Consider the following 23321-nt stretch of genomic DNA (forward strand, 5'->3'; position numbering starts at 1 on the left):
CAGGAGGTACCTTGATCTATGTCACACTACTGACTACGTTTAGGGCTGTTTTCGTTACAAGATCATTTCGGATATTTGGAGTAAATTCTTATGGGTAAGCCAACTTACCGTCCTCGGAATAAGCGTCGAGTTCGAACACACGGGTTTCGTGAAAGAATGTCGACGCGATGGGGTCGAGAGGTTTTGAGCCGTCGTCGCAAGAAGGGGAGAAAGCAGCTCACCGTAAGGTTGCCGAGTAAATACGCCGGCGCCTAGGAAATACGGGTATTCCCGGGTTTATCGACTGACCAGGGAATCGGATCTCGAACAGGTGAAAAAAGCGGGGAAGCGGCTACGTACCGACCACTTGGAGGTTCGGGCGAGTGGCTCCCCCTTTTTACATGCGAGGGTTGCCGTAGTCGTTTCGAAGCATGGCCATAATATTGTGGAACGCAATCGCCTTCGAAGACGTTTGAGAGAATTAGCTCGCATACGAATCATTCCAGATGCAGGAGGAGTCGACATCGTCATTCGTTCGCTGTCGAGTGCTTATACGGCCACCTTTGAGCAGCTCAGGAGTGAGATCGACACAGTAAGTCTGCAACTGAGTAAACTGTCCGTGGGTTCCAGATGAAAAATCCCGTGGTGACAGGCATTCGTGGCTACCAACTTCTGATCTCGCCTCTCCTTCCACCTTCGTGCCGTTATTATCCAACCTGCTCTACGTACGCCATCGAGGCTATTGAAAAGCACGGTACAGTTGCAGGTAGCTGGCTTGCGATCCGCCGGATCGCGCGCTGTCATCCCTTTCGACCGGGTGGATTCGATCCGGTCCCGTAAATGGACAATAAAAGACTTTCTCTAGCGCTGGTGCTGGCTGCTGCTGTTGTGGTGCTTACTCAAATTCTCTTTCCCACACCGCGGCGCGTAAATACTGAAGTCACTGCTGTTCGTGATACGGTCAATAAGACACCTGTTCAGGCTGCGGCGTCTGCCGATACCGGGGCCTCCCCGGGAGTCGTGAATTCGTCGCTAAGTGATACTATAAAATCGGTCAATGGTCCTCCGGCTACCGGGCCAGTTCGGCCGGAAATCACGACTGTAACCACGAAAAACTCGACATATCGATTTACGAATATGGGAGCAGCTCCTGTTTCTGTAGTGGTCAGCAGCTACAGGAATCTTGCGCCTGCAGGTGGTCTCGTAGAACTCAAATCAGCAGGTCAACCGCTTCTTCGCTATTCGATTGTCATGCAGGGTGATACTCTCAGCCTTGATCGGGTTCCATTTGCCCTGACGCGGTCTGACAGTACTGCCGAGTCCCGGTCTCTGAACTACACCGCAACGGTCGCCGGGCTGCCAATACGCATCATCTATGACTTTGTTCCTGGCACATATGTCGTGAACGTCACTGGCAGGATCGAGGGAGCAAAAGGATCTACCTATCTGTTGACGGAACTGCCCTCGACCCTGCCTGCGGCAGAGTCTGACACGCTGGGTGATTTGCGAACGCTTGCCTATTCGTTCAAGCCTACACGCGAGAATGCCAGTGGTGTTCCGTTCAGTAAACTGGAGCCCGGTACCCAGAAGCTGGAGCCTGGGCCTCTTTCATGGGTTGCAGTTCGGAATAAATACTTCGTAGTAGGGCTCATCAATCCACAGGGAAGCAACTTCAGTGAGTTGACCCTGAAGGGCGGACCACGCACTTCAAAGACAGCGACAAACGCTTCTGCCACCGTAGTCAAGTCATTACCCGAGGGGCAATTCGCTTTCGAGATGTATGCAGGCCCTCAGCAATCGACTCAGCTCCTGGCTGTAGGCAGGGACTTCGATAATGTGAATCCCTATGGGTGGAGCTTTCTGCAGGGTGTGGTCAATCCGATTGCAGCGCTTTGTCTCAAGCTCCTGCTATGGATGCACGATAACCTGAAACTGACATACGGCTGGGTGCTGGTCATTTTTGGTGTTCTGGTACGAATAGCGCTATGGCCGCTCAACCAGAGTGCGATGCGCTCCAGTCTCAAGATGCAGGAGATTCAGCCTAGACTTGCCGAGGTGCAGAAGCGGTACAAGGACAAGCCTGAAAAGCAGCGGGAAGAAATGATGAAGGTTTACAAGGAAGCTGGCGCGAGTCCCTTCACAGCGCTGTCGGGATGTCTTCCTGCACTCATCCCGATGCCGGTACTGTTCGCGCTTTTCTTTGTTTTTCAGAATACCATTGAGTTCCGAGGAGTGCCGTTTCTCTGGCTGCTCGATATCTCGGTGAAGGATCCTTTTTACATCCTTCCTGTTCTGATGGGTGCATCGATGTTTGTCCTTTCGTGGATCGGGCTCCGGAACGCTCCGCCGAATCCGCAGGCAAAGATGATGGGTTACATGTTTCCTGTGATGATGGTGTTCTTTCTGGCAAACATGGCTTCTGGATTGAATCTGTATTACACGGCGCAGAACATTGCGGCGTTACCGCAACAATGGCTTCTGGCCCGAGAACGGGCAAGAAACAAGCGGCCGATTTAGGGAGCTGAGCGGTTGCGAATCACGTATATTGGTCACGCAACGCTACTAATTGAGCTTGGAGACCGGATCTTCCTTACCGATCCCAATTTCGATTCCCACCTCGGCCGATTCCTACCCAGGGTAAGTGCACCGGGGATTGCCCTTCGTGACCTGCCGCGACTCGATGCAATTCTCGTCACTCATGCGCACGCCGACCACTTGTCGTTCGAGTCGCTTGCAGAGCTACCGCGGGATATTCCGGTTTTTGCTCCACCGGTCATCGCAAAGTGGCTGATCCGTCTGGGCTACCCGGCAGCGCATGGGATTGCTCCTGGCGAGTCGGTATCCAGCGGTGCGGTGGAGATCACTGCTGCCGCGGCCATGCACCAAGGTCACAGATATGGCGTAGACCGCTGGCGAGGTGCTGCTAATATGTATCTACTTGATACTAAAACGTTATCATGTTTCTTCGCTGGCGACACTGCTCTCAATGCCGAGAGTGATGACATGGTCAATAATCGCGTTACAGCGAGGGGCAGGCGATTGGATATGGCTCTGCTGCCTATTGGCCACGCACCATGGTGGAAGCCTGGGTTCAGGAAGGGCCACCTGACCAGTACCGATGCGCTTACACTGTTTGGTCGGCTGAACGCCAGATATCTCATCCCATATCACTGGGGTACCTTCGACCACGTCACGTCGAAGGCTCACGATGCCATCGATCGTCTGAAGCAGCAGCTTCCAGCCTATCCGCGGCGTGCTGATGTGCGAATTCTGGAACCGGGAATGACGTTCGATCTTCCTGTGGACGAGAAGGCAGAACAGTGACAGGCCGACTACACCTGGAATGATTCCTGACAGCGGCGGTGATACAATCGTCGCTCTGGCCACTCCTCCTGGTCGTGGCGCTGTTGCCTTGGTGCGAATCAGCGGGGACAGGGCTCTGGAAATTGCTGCAGTTCATATCACACCCTGGCCTGCCGTACAAAGAGTGGCAACGCTATGCCGGCTTTACGGCCAGGCTGATGACGACGTACTCGATCAGGCGCTTGTCACAGTATTCGCAAAGCCGGACTCGTTTACCGGCGAAGACATCGTCGAGATCTCAACGCATGGTGGCCAGTATACACCTGCGCGCGTAATGACAGCGCTGATTGCGTCAGGGGCCAGGCCGGCCCTACCGGGCGAGTTCACGCGGAGAGCTGTTCTGAATGGGAAGCTGGACATCACACAGGCAGAAGCGATTGGCGATCTGATCGATTCGCGCTCGAGTGCGATGCACCGTGCCGCAATGATTCAGTTCGACGGGGGACTTTCCCGAAGAATGACATCGCTTCGTGAGAAAATCCTCGAAGTGGAAGCTTTGATCGCCTACGATATTGATTTCCCCGAAGAAGACGATGGCCCTGTTCCGGAACACAGAATCGCCGACGCTGCGTCCGGACTGCTGTCATCTCTCGACATGTTACTTGCTACAGTACCAACGGGCGAGATCATACGCGAAGGAGCAGTAGTTGTCATTGCCGGTGCGCCGAATGCCGGGAAATCCTCGCTGTTCAACGCCATGCTTGGCCAGGCCCGAGCTATCGTGACCAGTATCCCCGGCACTACGCGTGATGCTATCGAAGGACAGATCGAGACTCTGAACTGGCCGGTAAGACTCGTTGACACTGCCGGCCTTCGTCACACCGATGATCTGCTCGAGAAACTGGGCATTGAAGTAAGCGAGACGTATCTGGCACGTGCACACGTCGTTCTCGCCTGCGGCGATACTGAGGACTCAGTTGAACAAACGCTGGAGGCGGTGCGAAACAGATCTACTGCAACGGTGATTTGCGTTCGCACAAAGAGTGATCTGCCAGAATCCAATCAATCCACAACAGAGGCGCAGGCAGCAATCGATGCGTCGCGTCGTTTTGTAAGTGCTGAAACCGGTTCCGGATTAGCAAAGCTTCTGCAGTCTATCGACGAAGCATTGACTCTAACGGTCGGTGCGCCGGTAGCAGAGCATCCGGTTCTCATGAGGACACGCCATGTTGAAGGGATCAGGAGGGCGAGGGATGAGATAGCCATGTTTACCGACGTCTGGAAGCATCAGTTACTACCTGCTCCGGTGGCTGCTGCTCATCTCCGGACTGCTGCTTTCGCACTCGAAGAAATGATCGGCGCAGTCAGTACCGATGACGTGCTCGATCGGGTGTTCAGGTCGTTCTGCGTCGGGAAATAGCGGCGAATCCTTCTTAAGTATTATGCGCTGGCCGCCGTTTCACCGGCAACCGCCGCGATTTCAGAAGCACTGGCCCTGACTGTCCATGCCGGTCCTTTGGAAGCAATCGCATGATCGGCCATTTTTGCACCGATGTAATATCCGGCTCTTTCCGGTATGACAACGTCGCCTGCTCTGCGGGCATCGTCGCTCATTCCGTCAGACAGATATTTCAATCTGAGTCCAAGCCCGGACTTTTCGAAATTGCCGATGAGGGAACGCGCAACCACCGGCCCCATTTCCCTGATGCGTGCATATTCCCGGCGGTTATATCCGTAGTACTCCCAGGCAGCATGGCCGGGGCTGATCAAACGGGACACATGAACGGCAATGCCTTCATTGATCAGTAATTCGCGGAGAGAAACGCGCTTGCCGGTTTCCCAGTAGGAATAGGCGCCATCCATCTCGTTGACGATGGTGCGGATGTCACTTCGGCTTCCCGGTGATGTGTAACGAACAGCGTGAGCGATCTCGTGCGAAAGCCAGAGCGGAATCAATTCCGGATCCAGCCCCAGGCCGCTCGTCTCCGGATTAGCGACGCTAGTGAAATGCTCGAGACAGACAAAAGCAATCCCTCGTCCGTTGACAACCAGCTCGCCGGCATTGGCTGCGCCTACACCCACCATCAGTACGACATCGATGCTCGAATCGAATTCCAGCAGCGAGTGACAGAGATCTTCAGTATTGCGGGCAAGTGTGACGACATCCATGCGTTCCAGCATCGTCCTGAGGTCAGCCCGGTCTGCTAGTGCAGCAGATTTCACCACTTCGGCAAAATGGGGACTGTCCGGATCAACGACGTAGTTGGTCCAGTAGGACTCCAGCAGGCTGCGGTGGTTGTCGAAGTAGCGGAGGTAGGCCGCGATGCGATCGGTGCTGTTGAGAACTGCGAAGAAATCAGGCAGCAGGTTGATCAGCATCAACAACCAGGTCGCAGGTGGGGAGGAGAGCGCAACGCGCTTCGTGATTCGAGAAAATACGCCTACAGGAAATCTTCAACAAGGGCAGTATTTTCGCCGAACTGGGCCTAGGTGGCCGTTCGAGAGCAAGCGCTTGCCCGTTATGACGGGGTAAGAAGAACGAACGAACGGTGCCAGAGAAAGTACGAACTATCTGGTGCCGAAGAGTCGGTCTCCGGCATCGCCGAGGCCCGGAAGAATGTAGCCTTGGCCGTTGAGCTCACGATCGAGTGCCGAGCAGTAGATCTGCACGTCGGGATGAGCGGCAGCGAGGCGCCGTACACCCTCCGGTGCAGCAACAAGGCACAGGAACCGGAGGCGTGTAGCTCCGGCTCGCTTGAGAGAGTCAATTGCGGCTACAGCACTTCCGCCAGTAGCGAGCATGGGGTCAAGAACAAAAAAATCCCGTTCAGCGGCATCGCCCGGCACTTTGAAGTAATAGTCCACGGGCATGAGTGTTTCATGATCGCGATAGAGGCCGATATGCCCCACTCGTGCAGCCGGCACAAGTCGAAGAATTCCTTCCACCATTCCGAGGCCGGCACGCAAAATGGGAACAAGTGTCAACTTCTTTCCGCTAATGTGTCGACCGGCGGTACGTTCGAGAGGAGTATCTACATCGAGTGGCTCAACCGTGAGATCGATCGTCGCTTCGTAGGCCATCAACATTGCGATCTCGTCAACCAGTTCCTTGAAGATCTTGGTTGGTGTTTCGCGGTCTCTGAGGATTGTCAGCTTGTGCTGAACGAGTGGATGCCGGATTATTGTCAGCGTCGGAAATTCGGCGAGATGTTCAATCATTTTTTGTGTTGCCTCTCCCGCGGAATTGCGAACAAACCCAGCCCGAAGAATTTCAGGCCCATGATAGCCATAAGATATCCCCGAGCCGCTTTCGCATGAAAGAATACCAGGCTGTCGTAGTCAAACTCACCCGTCATACGCGTGAAGACGAAGACACATTGACAGATCTCCTGAATGAACGGAGCAGAGGAGGCTGGGAACCCGCCCTGATGTCACAGGACGAACAGCGACTGACAATTCTGTTTCAGCGCAGTGCCGCAGCTGAAGGATAGCGACCAGTGGAAATAACATTTGCAGGCGCGGCCCGCGAAGTCACGGGTTCGTGTCATCTGCTGCACGTCAATGGTCACACGGTTGCACTCGATTGCGGGATGTTTCAGGGGAGGCGCAGCGAATCTGCCGACAAGAACCGCGAGCTTCCGGTGCCGATTGCCGGGCTCGATGCGGTCGTTCTTTCGCACGCTCACATAGATCATTCCGGTCGTCTGCCATTTCTTGTGGCGGAAGGTTACAGCAAGACTATCTGGGCAACGGCGGCAACCCGCGATCTGTGCGCAGTGATGCTTGCAGACTCCGCCCACATTCAGGAAAAGGATGCCGAATTTCTTGCCAAACGAAAGAAGGAGTTCATCGAGCCGCTATATGGTATCCGCCACGCGATACGGACAATGGAGCTCATGGTTGGCGTGCCTTACAACAAGCCGTTCGATGTGGTACCAGGCGTTCGTGGAACTTACGTAGACGCCGGCCACATACTCGGCTCTGCATCGGTGGTACTCGACTGTACGGAGGCCGGTGTTACGAAGCGGCTGGTGTTTTCGGGTGACATAGGGCGCTCCGGACTGGCGATAATCCGTGATCCGGTCTCGCCGACCGGAGCCGATGCCGTAATCATGGAATCCACGTACGGAAATCGTGATCACGAATCGGTTGAGGGTGCGCGGTCAAGGTTGGCAGAAGTAATACGAGAGACTGCCGCAAAAGGTGGGCGGGTTCTCATTCCCGCTTTCGCCGTGGGCCGTACCCAGGAGATGCTTTACAACCTGCACTCACTGGTTCGCGAAGGCGCGATTCCGTCTATCCCGATTTACCTGGACAGTCCGCTGGCGATCGATACCACGACTGTTTTCGCGATGCATCCTGAAACGTACGATCAGTCCGAGGACATGGTAAAAACCGTCAAGGAGCTGTTCGACTTTCCGCTGGTCCAGTTCACACGCAGTGTGGAAGAATCCAAGGCAATTGGGCGGGCGAAGGGCCCGTTGATCGTTATTGCCGCGTCTGGAATGGTGGAGGCCGGGCGCATCCTTCATCATCTCGCCCACGGCGCGAGCGACCCACGGAATACAATTCTCATCGTCGGTTTTCAGGCAGAACACACCCTTGGCCGCCGAATTGTGGAGAAGCAGCCGATGCTGAAAATTTTCGGTGACGAAGTTCCACTTCGTGCCCGGGTTGAAGTGATCAACGGATACAGCGCTCACGCCGATCGCAGCGAGCTCACCACGTGGATAGACAAGGTGAAAGAAAGCTCGCCGAAGCTGGGACCGGTGTGGCTGGTGCACGGCGAGCCGGAAGTTCAGGATGTGTACCGGGCATCGCTCGCCGCAAAAGGGTATTCCGTGAGCTGTCCCGACCCACGCGCGCGGATTGCCTTCTAGGTAATTTCCGGAATGGCCCGGCTGGGACGCATCGTCCGACGGAGTTTCCGCATATTCTCCAGTGTTCTCCTGACGGTGCTGTTCCTCTGGACCGGCTGGATGGTTGCCGTGCTCATATCGAGCTCGACCGATCAGGCGCGACCTGCCGATGCGATCGTGGTGCTGGGTGCTGCACAGTACGATGGACGACCGTCACCCGTCCTCAAAGCCCGACTCGACCATGCAATCGGGCTGTGGAACCGGAGAATTGCGGCGGTGCTAATAGTTACCGGAGGAACCGGGTCCGGCGACACGACGAGCGAGGCGGCGGTCGGTCGCACGTACGCACGAAGGCACGGGGTACCCGACCGGGCTATCCTCCTGGAGAACGAGGGGAGAACGACCCGTGAATCGATGCTTGCTGTTTCGCGCATGCTGGAACGACGTGGCGACAAGACCGCAATTCTCGTGAGCGATCCATTTCACATGTTGCGGTTGTCCATTCTAGGACGGCGGTTTGGAATAATTCCCTACACGTCGCCCACGCGGACAAGTCCCATCTCGCCAAATCGCGAGGAGCGCTGGAAATACATGTTGAACGAGTCCATGAAAGCGCCACTGACCTTCATATTCGAGAGGAAGATGTGAAAAAACGCCTTTTAGTGTCGTTATGCTACTTAATAGCCGGCGTCGCAGCTGAGGTTCGCGCGCAATCGGTTCCGAAAATCGGATTCGAAAAGTACACACTCCCGAATGGTCTCGAGGTGATCCTGCATGAGGACCATTCAACGCCGATTGTTACCGTCAACACGTGGTACAAGGTAGGCTCGGGGGACGAAAAGCCGGGCCGGACCGGATTCGCGCACCTGTTCGAGCACGTCATGTTCATGGGTTCGCAGAACGTTGGTGTGGGTGTTTTTGACAAGGAACTCGAAGCAGCGGGTGGGGACAACAACGGCTCGACTACCGAAGACCGTACCAACTACTACGAGAATATCCCATCAAACGCATTGCCGCTCGCTCTCTGGCTCGACGCCGACCGGATGGGTTTTCTCCTGCCGACAATGGACCTGGCGAAGCTCGATCTTCAACGCGATGTCGTGAAGAACGAGCGGCGACAAAGTGTGGATAACGTGCCGTATGGCCGAGCGGACGAGGTGATTCTGGCGGCGCTCTATCCGAAGACACATCCATATTCGTGGTCGGTCATTGGCTCGATGACAGACCTCAGCGCCGCATCGCTCGACGACGTGAAGAGTTTTTTCCGCACGTACTACGCGCCCAACAACGCTACGCTGACAATCGCCGGAGATTTTGATCCGGCCAGCACGAAAGCGCTCGTCAGGCAGTATTTCGGAGACATTCCGCGCGGACCTGCCCTTCCAGCTCGGCCAACGGTAGCTCCGATCGTTCTTGCCAGGGACACATTCATCGTGCTGGAGGACCGTGTCCAGCTTCCACGAGCCTTTTACACCTGGCCCACTGTCAAGCTCTTCGATAAGGATGACGCGGCTCTGGATGTTCTGGCGGCTGTCCTGGCCAGCGACAAGAACTCTCGTCTTTACAAAAAGCTGATTTACGAGATGCAGGTCGCGCAGAGTGTCAGGGCGTCGCAACAATCTGCCAGGCTGGCAAGCAAGTTCGAGATCGACGTAACCCCCAAGCCCGGGCAGAGCCTGATGGACATCGACAAGGTTGTGCAGGCCGAGATTCAGCGGTTGACGAGTGAGGGCATCACTGAGCGTGAGCTGGCGCGGGTCAAGAACTCGTACAAGGCGAGCTTCATAAACAGGCTGGCAAGCGTTCAGGGCAAGGCAGACATCCTGAACTCCTACAATTACATGGCGGGTACTCCGGACTATGTACAGCAGGATGCGTTGCGCTACGACCGTGTCACGCGTGCGGATGTTCAAAGGGTAGCACGCCAGTATCTCGGAAAACCCAAGGTTGTGCTTACAGTCGTCCCCGAGGGGAAAACGGAAATGATGTTGAAGGCCAATGGCGGTGTACGGTGATCGGCCGGTATTCGGGATTTTCGCTGACCGCAGCCGTTTTGATCGGCGCTCACGTGGCGACTGCAACGACGACTGACGCTCAGAAAACGTTCGACAGGTCGAAGATTCCGACACTTGGTCCGCCGTCCAAGGTGTCGCTTCCGCCGATTGTCACCCGTCAACTTTCAAACGGGTTGAAGCTGATGATCGTAGAGCAGCATGAGATCCCGGTGGCGGATTTCATTCTTGTCGTGGGGGGTGGCGGCACGATGGATCCGTCAAGCAAGGGCGGACTCGCAAACCTCACCGCCACCATGCTCACCGAGGGTACAACCAGCAGAACCAGCCTCCAGATTGCCGATCAGATTGCGTATCTCGGCGTCAGTCTCGCTGCCGGGAGCAGCTGGGACGCGTCAACTCTCAGCCTCCATGCACCCACCGCTCAGCTGGACAGCGCGCTTGCACTTTTCGCCGAGGTTGCGCTGAAACCGGCATTTCCGCAGGAGGAGTTCGAGCGCATTCGCAAGAACCGGCTTACGGACCTGATTCAGCTGAAGGACCGGCCAACAGCAATCGCCAGTCAGGCATACGCATCGATTCTCTATGGCTCAGAGCATCCGTATGGACATTCCCTGATCGGAAACGAAGGGTCGGTGAACGCAATTTCCGTTGCTGATCTCAAGGCATACTATCGGTCCAATTTTCTGCCGAATAACGCAACACTCATCATTGTCGGCGACGTCAAGCCCGCGCAGATCGAGAGAAAAATCAACGCAATCTTTGGCAGCTGGCAGCGTGGCAGTGTGACGCCATTCACTTTTGGCGCAGCACCGAAAGCGGAGGCCACGACGGTGTATCTCATTGATAAGCCAGGGGCAGCTCAATCGTCGTTCCGGATAGGGAGCATTGGCGTACCGCGGTCCACAAAGGACTACTTTGCCCTGAATGTTCTCAACACGATTCTGGGCGGGTCGTTCACCAGCCGGCTGAACCAGAACCTTCGAGAGACGCGCGGCTATACATATGGTGCGCGATCGGCTTTTGATATGCGCCGCTCCGCAGGACCGTTCACCGCTTCAGCAGAGATCGTCACAGCGAAGACGGATTCCGGATTGATTGAATTCTTCAAGGAACTGAACGCAATTCGCGATACAGTTCCGGCAGTCGAGCTGAACAAGGCAAAGCGATACCTGCAGCTGGGCCTTCCTGGTGAATTCGAGACATCGCAGCAGATCGCAAGTCAACTCGTACCGGTGGCCCTCTATGGTCTACCTCTCGACTACTATAACAATTACGTGCAACGGATCGACGCAATCGGTCAGGCGGACGTTCAGCGGGTTGCGCGGCAGTACATCGATCCTAAATCACTGGCGATAGTGATCGTGGGTGATCGTAAATCAATCGAAGCAGGGCTGAGGGCTGTCAACGCAGGTCCTCTATCGATCAGGGATTTTACAGGACGGCCAATTTCGCAGTGAGCAGCTGATGGGTGAGACCGAATCAGGCGGGGCTCGGATGATCGTCGTCATCCGGGCCCCGCTTTTGATTTCCGTGCTATGCAGGGCTGGAACATTATCATTACGAGATGCGCATACCAATAGAAAAATTCCGCCTCGATAACGGGCTTCTGGTGACACTTTCAGAAGACAGAACGGCGCCCATTGTAGCAGTGAATCTCTGGTATCATGTAGGATCGGCAAACGAGAAGCCTGGCCGCACCGGCTTCGCGCACCTGTTCGAGCACATGCTTTTCCAGGGATCGGAAAACGTCGGGGCGAATGAACATTTCGAGTTGATACAGCGTGCTGGCGGAACGCTCAACGGATCGACCTGGCTCGAGCGCACAAACTATTTTGAGACCGTTCCATCGAATCAGCTTGCGCTTGCTCTCTGGCTTGAGGCAGACCGGATGGGCGCCTTGCTTCCGGCAATGACTCAAAAGAAACTCGACACTCAGCGTGATGTCGTCATGAATGAACGACGATGGTCGGTGGATAACCAGCCATACGGAACCTGGTGGGAAAAACTCCCGACGCTGGCGTTTCCCGAATCGCACCCGTTCCATCACTCGCTCATCGGCTCGATGGAAGATCTGTCAGAAGCATCTCTGACCGACATAGAACAGTTCTTCGCGACCTACTACACTCCGGACAATGCCGTTCTTTCCATTGCGGGCGATTTCGAACCCGTTGACGCACGGGAGCTGGTCATCAGGTATTTCGGATCGATACCGCGCGGCAAGGGGAAGCCAGCACTTCCGCCGATGGATCTGCCACCCACATTCGGCAACTCCCCCCGGCTGGTAGTGGAAGACGATGTCAGCCTTCCCCGCATGTATCTGGCTTTTCGTTCAGCGGCCTTCGGGAGCGATGAATACTATGCCGCAAGCGTGTGCGGCGCTGTTCTCGGAATGCGAAGAGGGAGCAGGCTTTACCGGTCTCTAGTACGCGAGCGCCAGGTAGCAGCGGATGTGTCAGCATTCACCTTCGATCTGTCAAAGGGAAGCGATTTGCTGATCGTCGACGTGACTGCCCGTCCCGAGACGACTCCCGATCAGCTCGAAGCCGAAGTTGGCCGTGAGATCGACGCACTGTTCAGCGATGGAGTCACGAGCCGGGAAATTCAGCGCGCAATAGCACTTATTCAGACAGACATGATCACGGCGATGCAATCGGCGAGCGAAAGGGCCGACAGGCTGTCGATGTTTGCGACCTACTTTGAACAGCCCGAGCTGGTCAATGAACAGGCTGCGAAATACGGTTCTGTCACAGTTGACCGGGTGAATGAATTCATTCGCTCAAGGCTGGGTAGAGAAAACAGAGCAGTACTCCTCTACATACCCAAGGCGAACGCTGATGCGGACGCGGGCACAAATGGGAACCTGATCGGGGCTGCTGCGCCATGACAACTTTACCACGACCTGCTGCGAGTGCGCCGCGAGACTACCGGTTTCCCCGGTTCGAGCGACGCAAGCTGAGCAATGGGGTTGGATTCATCATTGCGCCGGTAAAGAAACTGCCGGTGGTGACCGTACTGGCCATTATCGACGCTGGTGGCACGTCGGACCCGGACGGTAAGGAAGGTCTTGCATCTCTCACGGCAGACGCATTGCGAGAAGGTACTGCCCGGCGAGATGGCCTCGAGCTGGCGCTGGAGCTTGAAAGCCTCGGCACATCTGTGGAGGCCGGGGCCGACTGGGACAGCACTATCGTCGGCATGACCGTTCTCAGTGAACACTTCGGCGAAGCGTTTGCGCTGTTTGGCGAGGTACTTACGTCTCCCATGTTCCTGACGAAGGACATCGACCGGCTTCGTAGTGAGCGTCTCGCGGAACGCATGCAGATTCTCTCTGAACCCCGCGGACTAGCCGATGAATCATTCGCCAAGTTCATATATGCCGGGGGATCCAGATACTCCGAACCACTTGCCGGGGGCACAGAGTCAGTTTCCTCAATTAGCCGCGAGGATATTTCAGAGTTTTATCAGCGCCACTATGGCCCTGGTGCCACGACTATCGTTCTTGCAGGCGATGTTGACACCGATGAAGCGGAGGAACTGCTGGAGAGTACACTGGGTTTCTGGAAGGGACAGCATCATCCCGCCCGAAAAACGGTGGACGAGAGATCACGGACGAATCGAGCTATAGCGCTGGTGGCAAAGGCGGATGCCGCACAGGCCGAGCTCAGGATTGGACATGTAGGCGTAGAGCGCAAGCATCCGGATTATTTCGGCATCGTGGTTATGAACGCTGTTCTGGGCGGGCTTTTCTCATCGCGCATCAACCTCAACCTGCGCGAGGCTCATGGCTACACATACGGTGCGTCGTCACACTTTGACTGGCGCAGGAATGCCGGGCCGTTTGTGATATCGACAGCGGTGCAAAGCGAAGTCACGGCGGATGCAATCAGGGAGACGCTGACGGAAATCGATCGCATGCGAAGCGAAGAGATACCGGTCGACGAATTGACCCTGGCCACTGACTATCTCGACGGCGTCTTTCCAATCAGATACGAAACGACAGCTGCGATTGCGTCGGCACTCGCAAATATGGTGATATTTGAATTGCCCGACGACTATTACGATACCTACCGGGAAAAGGTGCGTGCCGTATCATCGGCCGATGTCCTTGCTGCAGCGTGCAAGCATGTCGATGCAGAGGCACTCCAGGTCGTGGTCGTCGGAGACGTGGCAATTATCAGGGAGGCGATAGAATCGCTGGGATTCGGGCCCGTGGCGCCCACTTTGGCGCCGGTCGTCGCAGCACTTGTAACGTCGGGCAGTGCGGAAGAGTGACCAAAGGGCCTGATCCTGATGTCGGTCCCTGGCGGATTGGGACGAGTAGTGACTTGTCTGGCCAGGTAGGGTCGCGGCGGCTATACACCGGGCGCGTCATCTCACTGGACGTGGACAGCGTCAGATTCCCCAATGGAACCACCGGCGATCTGGAAATGATCAGGCATTCCGGAGCCAGTGCCGTGCTGCCCTTCCTCAATGATCCTGACCGCGATGACGCGGAGGTGCTTCTGATCAGGCAGTATCGATACGCGACAGGGGGATACATCCTGGAAATTCCCGCTGGCCGACTTGACCCGGGCGAGCTTCCCCTGGCTTGCGCGTCGCGGGAGCTAAAGGAAGAAACGGGCTACACAGCAGAGCACCTCGATCCCCTGATGACCATCTTTACCACCCCCGGATTTACGGATGAGCGCATTCATCTATTCATGGCCCGGGGACTGGCAAGGGGAGACGCGAATCTCGAGACAGATGAAATTCTCGACCCTGTTTCGATGAGGTTTCATCAAGCGCTTCAGATGGTCGAAAGCGGCGAGATCTGCGACGGGAAAACAGTCATAGCCCTGCTTTTCGCAGCGACGTTCCGGCAGCGCCGGTAAACCCCGCAGAACCGAAAAGCATCCAACACTCGTAGAACAAGGCGGTAGAGCAGTGTCCACCAAGCTGGACACCTGATGCTTCACCACTGGACAGCAACGAATCAGGACTGCATGTCAAGTCGTTGTACCACAAGGACTTGAGTCCATTCACACGGACGGCATACCCTCTGCATTATGTCTGGGTGCAAAAGAATCCTACACCACGAGGCTCAACTGGTTCTTCTGTCGTCAGGTTTTCAATTCTTTGGAGGTAGTGACAATGGCAAGCATCGCTCGTAAGCAATCGATACCAAATCAGGGAGCGACCGTCAGGGAGCAATTGCGGACAATGGACGATTCTGCCGTTGTCACCGCATTCCTTGGGGGTGAGGAGAGAGCGTTTTCCGAGCTCGTCGACAGGTATCAGACTCGTCTCCTGAACTTCGTGTATCGTACTATCGGCGACCGTGAGAAAGCCGAAGATCTGGTGCAGGAAGTATTCATCCGGGTTTACCGTCATCTTCATCGTTTCGACCGCTCGAAGAAGTTTTCGACCTGGGCGTACACGATCGCGTCAAATCTGGCCAAGAATGAGCTCCGCAACCGTTCGCGTAACCCGCTGGTGCTGTTTCAGACAGTGCAGAAGAACTGGCAGGACGATGACCGGCCGCTCCAGTTCGAGGATAGCACGTCACGGCCTGACGATATGTACCGAAAGCGTCATCTCCGCGAGATTGTCGAGGAGTCGGTGGCGAAGCTTCCGGAGCATCACCGAAATGTCTTTGTGCTGCGTGAGCTCGAAGGAAAGTCGTACGAGGAGATTGCCGAGATCACGGATTGCAACCTTGGCACGGTCAAATCAAGGCTGAACCGAGCCAGGAACTCATTCGCCGAGATTGTGGCTCCGTACATGGAGTAGTTGTCAATTCGGGAACCAGTGCCCATGGTGTGGGTACTGGTATTCGAACCTTCAACACCGCTCAATGGACTGTCAGGAATTTCGGGACAAGCATTTCACTTTCGTCGATGACACGCTGCCGGGCATAGAGCTGGTCCGTATGCAGCTCCATATCGGCGAATGTCAGATTTGTGCGCGACAGGACACGAGGGTTCGACGAGCGCTGATGCTGTTTCGCAGCCTGCCGCCGATCGAGCCTTCCGCCGGCTTCGCTGAGCGTCTGGAATGTCGGCTGCATGAGGCCAAAATGGCGGAGGCAGCTCCCGGGTCTGGCAGCTCCCGGATTTTCGCGGCAGCAGTCGCGACCGTCAGCGTGGTGATGCTGGGATATATCGGCACGTCCCTTCGGCAAGTCGATACGCAGCGCGATATAGCACTGCCTCCCGTGGTTGCCACTCTCCCTGAGTCCGCAACCGAAGCCGTTGTCTCTCCAGCTCCGGCAATGGTGGCGTCAGTCCCTGCAGGCCTGCCCATATGGACGGCGGCTCTTTTCGCCGAACAGGCTCAGGCGCATTTCGTATCAGCCGATCTGAGGCTGACGGAATCCAATCGCTGACTTTGGGCTAAACAGCGCGGCCTTACCCCCGCGGACATCTATATTTGCAGCAATGTCCGCCGATGATGCCATCAGAACGCTTCGCGACACTTTGAAGACGAGAACGCTCGATGCCGTGTACTACGTGTGCGGTGACGACGATTTTCAGAAAGAGGAAGCGATGAGGAAGCTGATTGACGCCGCCGTGAGCCCGGAATTGCGTGCTTTCAATCTCGACATTCGCCGAGCCCACGAGGTCGACGGCAAATCTCTCAATGCTGCCCTCCTTGCGTTGCCAGTTATGGCCGAGCGGAGAGCGGTTGTGCTACGTGATGTTGGTGCGCTCAAGAAGGGGGGGCGACAGTCGCTAGACCATTATCTGGCGAAGCCTTCCTCCGATGTCGTGCTGATTCTGGTGGAGGCAACCGGAGCAAAGACCGATAAGACTCTGGCTGAGAGCGCAACGTTGCTCGAGTTCAATCAATTGAGCCCCGGTCGCATTCCGAAATGGATAACACATTATGCGTCGACCGAACTAAACACGGGAATTTCCGACGGAGCGGTGGAGCTGCTGCACAGTGCGGTAGGGACCAACCTCTACCAGCTGGTGGCTGAGCTCGAAAAGCTGGCAAGCTATTCGGATGGCCGGGAAATAGATGAAGAGGCAGTTTCAGCCGTTGTCGGGATACGCCGCGGAGAAACGATGGCTGATTTCCTGGATCAGGTTGCCGCGCGTGATGTATCCCAAGCGCTGGAGCTCATTCCGCATGTGCTGAGTCAGCCCAAGGTCACGGGGGTTTCCGTCGTTATGGTTCTGGCTGTTCAGACAGTTGCGCTCTCGTGGGGAGCAGGTCGGATGAGTGAAGGGTTGCCAAAGAGCCGCTTGCAGGGCGAATACTCTGCACTGCTCAAGCAGGCCGGCAATGTTTATACTGGCCGATCGTGGGGATCGGCAGCAAGGATATGGGCTGGGTCGGTTGTAAATTGGACTGAGGAATCGCTCGAGCGGGCGCTTGACGCGTTGCTCGACGCTGACCTCGCGTTGAAGGAGACCGGACTGTCGTCAGAGGCACAGATACTGGCGACACTGGTATTATCGATGTGTGTCGACGACGACCGAATAATGGCTGCATGACGAAGCCGGGAGTAGGCAAAATGTACAGTGTGTTCATGCGTGCGACGCTGATCGTTTCCGCAGTGATGGTGTTTCCAGTTGCTGCCTCGTCACAGGGTGCCGTTGGACTGAACCCCGTTTATCGTCGTGCACAGACGATGGTGAACGACGGGAACGGGGCCGCTGGCCGGGCGTTGGTCGATTCTATGATCAGTGCCGCCGGAGCCGGGTCGAACGAGTACGTCGAGGGTATCTACTGGCGGGCAGTGCTTGCAGCGACGGCGGCAGAGGCGGAATCGGATTATCGTCGGATCGTTGTGGAACATCCGCTCTCGCCGAGAGTGGAGGATGTGCTACTGCGTCTCGCGCAGCTCGATATGTCGCGGGCAAATTATGACGGTGCGTTGAGGCACCTCGACCGGCTGACGGTCGATTTTCCCAACGGAACGTCGCAGGCGCGAACGGGCTACTGGATGGCCCGTGTACTGTTCGAAAAGAATGACGTTCAGCGTGCGTGTGCGGCGACTGCCAGCGCACTCGCGCGAACGGGCGAGAACGATGCGGAGCTCCGTAATCAGATCACCTATCTGAATCAGCGGTGTGCCGGCGTGGTCATTGCGGCTGCCGTCCAGCCGACAACGCCAACGGTGACGCCGTCGCGCGCAGTGGATTCAGCCCGTATTGGCGGGGGAAATGCCGCTGCTGTGGTTCTTCGCGCGGCAACACCAGTACCGCCCGGACGTGCCACTCCCAGGGACACAGTTATCCAGCGGCCGCGGGAAACATCGCGTCAGGCGGCGCCATCGATGCGTCCTCCGTCCAGGCCACGGGATGTCGCGCCCAGTCAGGTGGAACCCATTATTTCGCTGCCGAGTGCACCGACTTCCACCGCCGGTTCGGCTGGCGATATTGGCTTCACGGTTCAGGTCGCGGCATATAACGTGAAATCGCAGGCAGACGCGATGGCCGCCAAGCTGCAGAAGAGCGGCTACGAGACCCGTGTGTCGGGAACGAAGGCTCCATTCCGGGTTCGTATCGGCCGCTATCCGACTCAATCTCAGGCAGCCGCGGTTCAGCGATCGCTCAAGGCAAAACAGATAACCGGAATCGTGGTACGAGCTGAAGGACGGTGAGCCGGCCGACATCAACTCCCTTGATGCAGCAGTACAGGGAGATCAAGGATCGTCATCAGAACGCGATCCTGTTTTTCAGAATGGGCGACTTTTACGAGATGTTCTATGAGGATGCCGAAGTTGCCTCGCGAGCGCTTGGGCTGACACTTACTTCGCGCAATAATGGGGGGTCAGCGGAGGTACCGCTGGCCGGTGTGCCGGTGAAGGCGGCGGGCGACTATCTTCGGCGCCTGGTGCAACAAGGCTTCAGGGTCTCGATCTGCGAGCAGACTGAAGATCCCAGACATGCGAAGGGAATCGTTCGGAGGGAAGTAGTCGAGACGATAACTCCGGGCGCCTCATTTGCCGACGACATGCTCGATCGGGCCAGGAACAATTTTCTCTGCGCCGTATTTCCAGCGGGAGAGGCAGTGGGAATCGCGGCAGCGGACCTCTCGACCGGTGAGCTTCGACTCATTGTGTCAGCCACAGGCGACACTGATTCGGTGCTGTCCCGGCTTTCACCCCGGGAGATCCTCGTTGCGCGCAACGCTGGCGTGTTGTCACGGCTCGTTCAGCAGAATCGCGACGAGGGTGCGCTTGTAACCGAGCGGGAGCCATGGGAGTTTGATCCTGCACTCGCGTCGAGTGATCTCGCCCGTCAGTTCAATGTCGCGTCAGTGGAAGGACTCGGCATTGGGGAGCAGGATACACCGGCACTGGCAGCCGCCGGCGCGTTGATGCGGTACATGCACGAGCTGCAGCCAAGTGGTTTTCCGCATCTATCCCGGCCGAAGGTGGAACGGCCGGGCGCGACAATGCCGCTCGATGAAATGACCCGGCGCAATCTCGAGCTGGTGGAATCGTTGAGAGGGAGCGACACAGAGGGAACGCTGCTCTCGGTTCTCGATCGGACACTGACACCGATGGGTTCCCGGTTGCTCAGGCAGTGGATTCTAACGCCGCTGTGCAATCGGTTCGCGATAATGGCGCGTCTCGACTCCGTGTCGGTTTTCGCTTCTGAGTCGATCGCGCGCGAATCCCTGCGGGATGCCCTTGATGGTGTGCGCGATGTCGAACGCCTTGCGAGCAAGGCGGCCGCGGGCCGCGGTACTCCGCGGGACCTGCGCGCTCTTGGTGACTCGATTGCACGATTGCCGGATGTCTACGCCGTTCTCGAAGGCATGATTGGGGGGGTAGGGAATGACACTCTGCGGGCACCGCAATCAGGTATGCCTTCAGGCGACAACGGCAGTTCTCTGTCGCAGCTGATGGGGCGTTGGGACCAGTGCGCGGACCTGGCGCTGGATATCACGGACACGCTGGTGGAGCGTCCTCCCCTGACAATGGGGGAGGATCTGTGCATCCGTGCGGGAGTCGATGCGTCACTCGACGAGTGGCGGTTGCTTCGCGACGGCGGAAAAGATGCAATTGCGCGAATTCAGATGGATGAGCGAAGCCGCACCGGAATCAACTCGCTGAAAGTTGGATACAACCGCGTCTTCGGCTATTACATCGAAATCACCAACACAAATTCACATCTTGTTCCGGCCCATTATCAGAGACGCCAGACCCTGACCGGTGCGGAGCGTTATGTAACTCCGGCACTCAAGGAGCACGAGGAAAAGGTCCTGACAGCGGCTGAACGAATCGAAGAACGCGAGCGTGATCTCTTCGAAGCACTGCGCAAACGTATCGGCGCGCAGGTAGCGCGCCTTCAGTGCGTTGCGCAGCTGATAGCGGAGCTCGATGTTCTCTCGACGCTGGCGGAGGTCGCGCAGCGGGAGGGATACGCGAGGCCCGACGTGGATGATGGGTTCGACCTCGATATTGTCGCTGGCCGGCATCCAGTAGTAGAGCGGATGATGGCGCGGGAAAAGTTCATTCCGAACGATGTCCGGCTACCGCTCGATGCGAGAATGATCATCCTGACCGGTCCGAACATGGCGGGCAAATCGACCATACTACGGCAGATCGGGCTGATAGTCCTGATGGCGCAAATCGGCAGCTTCGTGCCGGCCGCGAGTGCACGGATAGGAATTGTTGACAGGCTGTTCACCCGGGTTGGTGCGAGTGACAATCTCGTGCGTGGGCAATCCACCTTCATGGTCGAAATGTCCGAAACGAGCGCCATCCTTCACTCGGCTACAGAAAAAAGCCTGGTGCTGCTGGACGAAATTGGCCGTGGTACATCGACCTACGACGGTGTGTCGATTGCGTGGTCGGTCAGCGAGTATCTGCATGACGAGGTGAAATGCAAGACGGTGTTCGCCACCCATTATCATGAATTGACCCAGCTCACCGACAAATTAGTAGCAGCGTGCAACTATAGTGTGCAGGTGCGGGAGACTGGAGATCAGGTGCTGTTTCTGCACCGGCTTGTTGCGGGAGGGGCGGATCGGTCGTACGGAATAGAGGTGGGACGACTTGCAGGACTTCCGCCCAGGGTGCTCGACAGAGCTAGAGCACTGCTCGCCTTTTTCGAGGGCGAACAGATTGTTTCGGCCTTGGGGGGCCGATCTGACAGGCAGGTCGATCCCTGTGGAGTAACGTCTTCTGCACCGTTGAAAACTCCGGGATCTCCGCAACTCGCCCTTTTCGGTACATCGAGTCCGATAGTGGAGGAGTTGAAATCGGTCAACCCCGACACTCTCACACCACTCGATGCACTGGTACTCGTGAGTCGTCTCGTGGCCAGTGCAAGGCAGGGGTAGATTATCGTGATGCACACGAAGTTCAGTCTGGCAGTAGCAGGAATTCTTCTGGTATTGTCGCTTGGCGCCTGCAGCAACGGTGATGAGACGATTAAAGGATCGTTACCTGGCGTAGGTCCAAGGCCGGATGTCCTGCCGGTAATGCTCAACAAGGAGCTTCCATTTCGGTACCCGCCTTCGCTTTATGCAAAGAAAGTCCAGGCGAATGTGACGTTGCGGGTATTTATCGATCAGGAAGGTCAGGTGGTGAGCGATTCCACCCACGTCGCCGAGACGTCTGGCATTCCTTCGCTCGACTCGGCGGCGGTAAAGGGCTCGAAGGAACTCCGGTTCGTTCCTGCACAGACTCGCGGACAGCCCGTGCCGGTTTCGATCCTGTTTCCCGTATTTTTCCGGCATCCGGAGGCGACGCCGCTCCCGGGAGACACTGTGCTCGGTAAATCAGGGAGCGCGAGTCCGGCGACTGGCGCGAAGCGCTGATGGCGAGTGTAGAGCGCAACAGGCGTCCCTACGATAGCGTCACGGATACGATCGGATGGACCCCGCTGATCCGGCTGAACGCGGTAACGCGCGGAATTCGTACGCCGGTTTACGGGAAAGCAGAGTTCTTCAATCCGGGCGGTTCTCTCAAGGACCGGATCGCGATCCCGATCATCGATCAGGCGGAGCGGACAGGGAAGCTGAAGCCGGGCGGGATCATCGTCGAAGGCACGAGTGGGAATACCGGAACCGCGCTGGCGATCGCTGCGGCACTTCGGGGCTATAAGTGCATCTTTACGATGCCGGACAAGATGTCCCAGGAAAAAGTCCGGCTGCTGAGAGCGTTTGGGGCCGAGGTGATCATTACGCCGACGGCGGTTCCTCCGGATCATCCGGATAGCTATGTGATGATGGCAAAGCGGATTGCAGCGCAAACGCCAAACGCCGTGCTGGCGGACCAGTTCTACAATGATGCAAATCCTCAGGCTCACTATGACTTGACGGGGCCGGAGTTGTGGGAGCAAACGGAGGGACGCATAACCCACTTCGTGTCTGGGGCCGGCACCGGTGGGACGATTACCGGTGTGGGGCGCTATCTGAAAGAGCGTAACCCCTCGATCAAAATAATTGCCGGAGACCCCGTCGGCTCTATTCTGGCTGATTACTGGCGGACAGATGGCACAGAAAAAAGAGAGGGTGTGCCGTACAAGATTGAGGGAATAGGACAGGACAAGATTCCAGGAACTCTGGATATGAGTGTCATTGACGACTACCGGACAGTGAGCGACAAGGAATCGTTTGCGATGGCGCGTCGGCTGACCCGGGAGGAAGGCCTTTTCGTCGGCGGATCGTCAGGCCTGATTGCCGTCGTTGCGCTCAAGGTGGCCCGCGAGATCGACGACCCGGAGGCGTTTGTCGTGACGGTGCTTTGCGACACGGGCGAGCGATATCTGTCGAAAGTCTACAACGACGAGTGGATGAGAGAGAACCAGCTTCTTGATTCGGCGCGCGTCACTCTCATGCATGTGCTCGACCGAAAGGAAGGAGAAGCGCCAACGATCGTCAGTACCGCCCCGGGCACGACGGTAAGGCAGGCTTTGGGTCTGATGGCGCTGCACGACATTTCACAACTGCCGGTGATGGAACTGCGGAACTGTGTGGGTTCGGTCAGTGACTGGTCACTGTCGCAAAAGAGTCTCGAGAATCCCCAGCTACTCGACGCTACCGTGAGTGAGATAATGGATTCGCCCTTTCCCACGGTAGATGCGGATCAGCAGGTTGACAGCGTTGTTAAACTGCTCTCGAAATCGAATCCTGCGGTGCTTGTCCAGAGCAACGGCACGATACAGGGGATAGTGACCCGGTCTGACATGTTGCATTTCATGATGGCGCGGTAAAGGAG

At 56.7% G+C, this 23321-nt stretch carries 22 protein-coding genes; 20 read left to right on the top strand and 2 right to left on the bottom strand.

Going from position 1 to position 23321, the window contains the following annotated elements:
* Positions 1-90 precede the first annotated feature (90 nt).
* From rpmH to mnmE, 5 genes are all read left to right on the top strand, one after another.
* Positions 91-255 (top strand): 50S ribosomal protein L34, encoded by a 165-nt coding sequence (rpmH, locus tag WKF55_10995; GenBank protein MEJ7760100.1) that lies wholly within the window; start codon positions 91-93, stop codon positions 253-255.
* Between the two features lie 354 nt (positions 256-609).
* The gene (gene yidD, locus WKF55_11000) at positions 610-819 is read left to right on the top strand and encodes a membrane protein insertion efficiency factor YidD (protein ID MEJ7760101.1); all 210 of its coding nucleotides are present in this window, start codon (positions 610-612) and stop codon (positions 817-819) included.
* Positions 820-2496 (top strand): membrane protein insertase YidC, encoded by a 1677-nt coding sequence (gene yidC / locus WKF55_11005; protein ID MEJ7760102.1) that lies wholly within the window; start codon positions 820-822, stop codon positions 2494-2496.
* A 12-nt stretch (positions 2497-2508) separates the two neighbouring features.
* Positions 2509-3303: an MBL fold metallo-hydrolase gene (locus tag WKF55_11010; protein MEJ7760103.1), complete on the top strand. Its 795-nt coding sequence runs from the start codon at positions 2509-2511 to the stop codon at positions 3301-3303.
* 19 nt (positions 3304-3322) lie between these two features.
* Entirely contained in the window at positions 3323-4702 is a 1380-nt protein-coding gene (gene mnmE, locus WKF55_11015; GenBank protein MEJ7760104.1) for a tRNA uridine-5-carboxymethylaminomethyl(34) synthesis GTPase MnmE, read from the top strand.
* A 20-nt stretch (positions 4703-4722) separates the two neighbouring features.
* On the opposite strand, the gene WKF55_11020 is transcribed toward mnmE, so the two are convergent.
* Positions 4723-5661 (bottom strand): hypothetical protein, encoded by a 939-nt coding sequence (locus tag WKF55_11020; GenBank protein MEJ7760105.1) that lies wholly within the window; start codon positions 5659-5661, stop codon positions 4723-4725.
* 189 nt (positions 5662-5850) lie between these two features.
* Entirely contained in the window at positions 5851-6501 is a 651-nt protein-coding gene (gene upp / locus WKF55_11025; protein ID MEJ7760106.1) for a uracil phosphoribosyltransferase, read from the bottom strand.
* 95 nt (positions 6502-6596) lie between these two features.
* Between upp and WKF55_11030 the strand changes: the two genes are divergently transcribed.
* From WKF55_11030 to WKF55_11100, 15 genes are all read left to right on the top strand, one after another.
* A complete protein-coding gene (locus WKF55_11030) occupies positions 6597-6773 on the top strand; it encodes a hypothetical protein (protein ID MEJ7760107.1) in 177 nt (58 codons plus the stop codon).
* A 6-nt stretch (positions 6774-6779) separates the two neighbouring features.
* Positions 6780-8162, top strand: coding sequence for an MBL fold metallo-hydrolase (locus WKF55_11035; protein ID MEJ7760108.1), 1383 nt, complete (start codon positions 6780-6782; stop codon positions 8160-8162).
* A 12-nt stretch (positions 8163-8174) separates the two neighbouring features.
* Positions 8175-8789, top strand: coding sequence for a YdcF family protein (locus tag WKF55_11040; GenBank protein ID MEJ7760109.1), 615 nt, complete (start codon positions 8175-8177; stop codon positions 8787-8789).
* Positions 8786-10156: a pitrilysin family protein gene (locus tag WKF55_11045; protein ID MEJ7760110.1), complete on the top strand. Its 1371-nt coding sequence runs from the start codon at positions 8786-8788 to the stop codon at positions 10154-10156. The genes WKF55_11040 and WKF55_11045 overlap by 4 nt, the downstream gene beginning before the upstream one ends.
* 53 nt (positions 10157-10209) lie before the next feature.
* Positions 10210-11613, top strand: a complete 1404-nt coding sequence (locus tag WKF55_11050) for a pitrilysin family protein (GenBank protein MEJ7760111.1) — start codon at positions 10210-10212, stop codon at positions 11611-11613.
* 107 nt (positions 11614-11720) lie between these two features.
* Positions 11721-13040, top strand: coding sequence for a pitrilysin family protein (locus WKF55_11055; GenBank protein ID MEJ7760112.1), 1320 nt, complete (start codon positions 11721-11723; stop codon positions 13038-13040).
* Complete coding sequence (locus tag WKF55_11060; protein ID MEJ7760113.1) at positions 13037-14428, top strand: pitrilysin family protein; 1392 nt, start codon at positions 13037-13039, stop codon at positions 14426-14428. Before WKF55_11055 ends, WKF55_11060 begins: the two co-directional genes overlap by 4 nt.
* Positions 14425-15027 carry an NUDIX hydrolase gene (locus WKF55_11065; GenBank protein MEJ7760114.1) on the top strand — a complete coding sequence of 201 codons (603 nt, stop codon included), beginning with the start codon at positions 14425-14427 and terminating at the stop codon, positions 15025-15027. The genes WKF55_11060 and WKF55_11065 overlap by 4 nt, the downstream gene beginning before the upstream one ends.
* A 259-nt stretch (positions 15028-15286) precedes the next feature.
* Positions 15287-15925, top strand: a complete 639-nt coding sequence (locus WKF55_11070) for a sigma-70 family RNA polymerase sigma factor (protein MEJ7760115.1) — start codon at positions 15287-15289, stop codon at positions 15923-15925.
* A gap of 64 nt (positions 15926-15989) precedes the next feature.
* Entirely contained in the window at positions 15990-16520 is a 531-nt protein-coding gene (locus WKF55_11075) for a hypothetical protein (GenBank protein ID MEJ7760116.1), read from the top strand.
* Positions 16521-16572: 52 nt separating this feature from the next.
* Complete coding sequence (gene holA / locus WKF55_11080; protein MEJ7760117.1) at positions 16573-17634, top strand: DNA polymerase III subunit delta; 1062 nt, start codon at positions 16573-16575, stop codon at positions 17632-17634.
* 20 nt (positions 17635-17654) lie between these two features.
* Complete coding sequence (locus WKF55_11085) at positions 17655-18746, top strand: SPOR domain-containing protein (GenBank protein ID MEJ7760118.1); 1092 nt, start codon at positions 17655-17657, stop codon at positions 18744-18746.
* A gap of 23 nt (positions 18747-18769) precedes the next feature.
* Entirely contained in the window at positions 18770-21439 is a 2670-nt protein-coding gene (mutS, locus tag WKF55_11090; protein ID MEJ7760119.1) for a DNA mismatch repair protein MutS, read from the top strand.
* A 9-nt stretch (positions 21440-21448) separates the two neighbouring features.
* Positions 21449-21919, top strand: a complete 471-nt coding sequence (locus WKF55_11095) for an energy transducer TonB (GenBank protein MEJ7760120.1) — start codon at positions 21449-21451, stop codon at positions 21917-21919.
* Positions 21919-23316, top strand: coding sequence for a pyridoxal-phosphate dependent enzyme (locus WKF55_11100; GenBank protein ID MEJ7760121.1), 1398 nt, complete (start codon positions 21919-21921; stop codon positions 23314-23316). The genes WKF55_11095 and WKF55_11100 overlap by 1 nt, the downstream gene beginning before the upstream one ends.
* The last annotated feature ends 5 nt before the right edge of the window (positions 23317-23321 follow it).

The organism is Gemmatimonadaceae bacterium (genome assembly GCA_037721215.1).
Classification (GTDB): Bacteria; Gemmatimonadota; Gemmatimonadetes; order Gemmatimonadales; family Gemmatimonadaceae; genus UBA4720.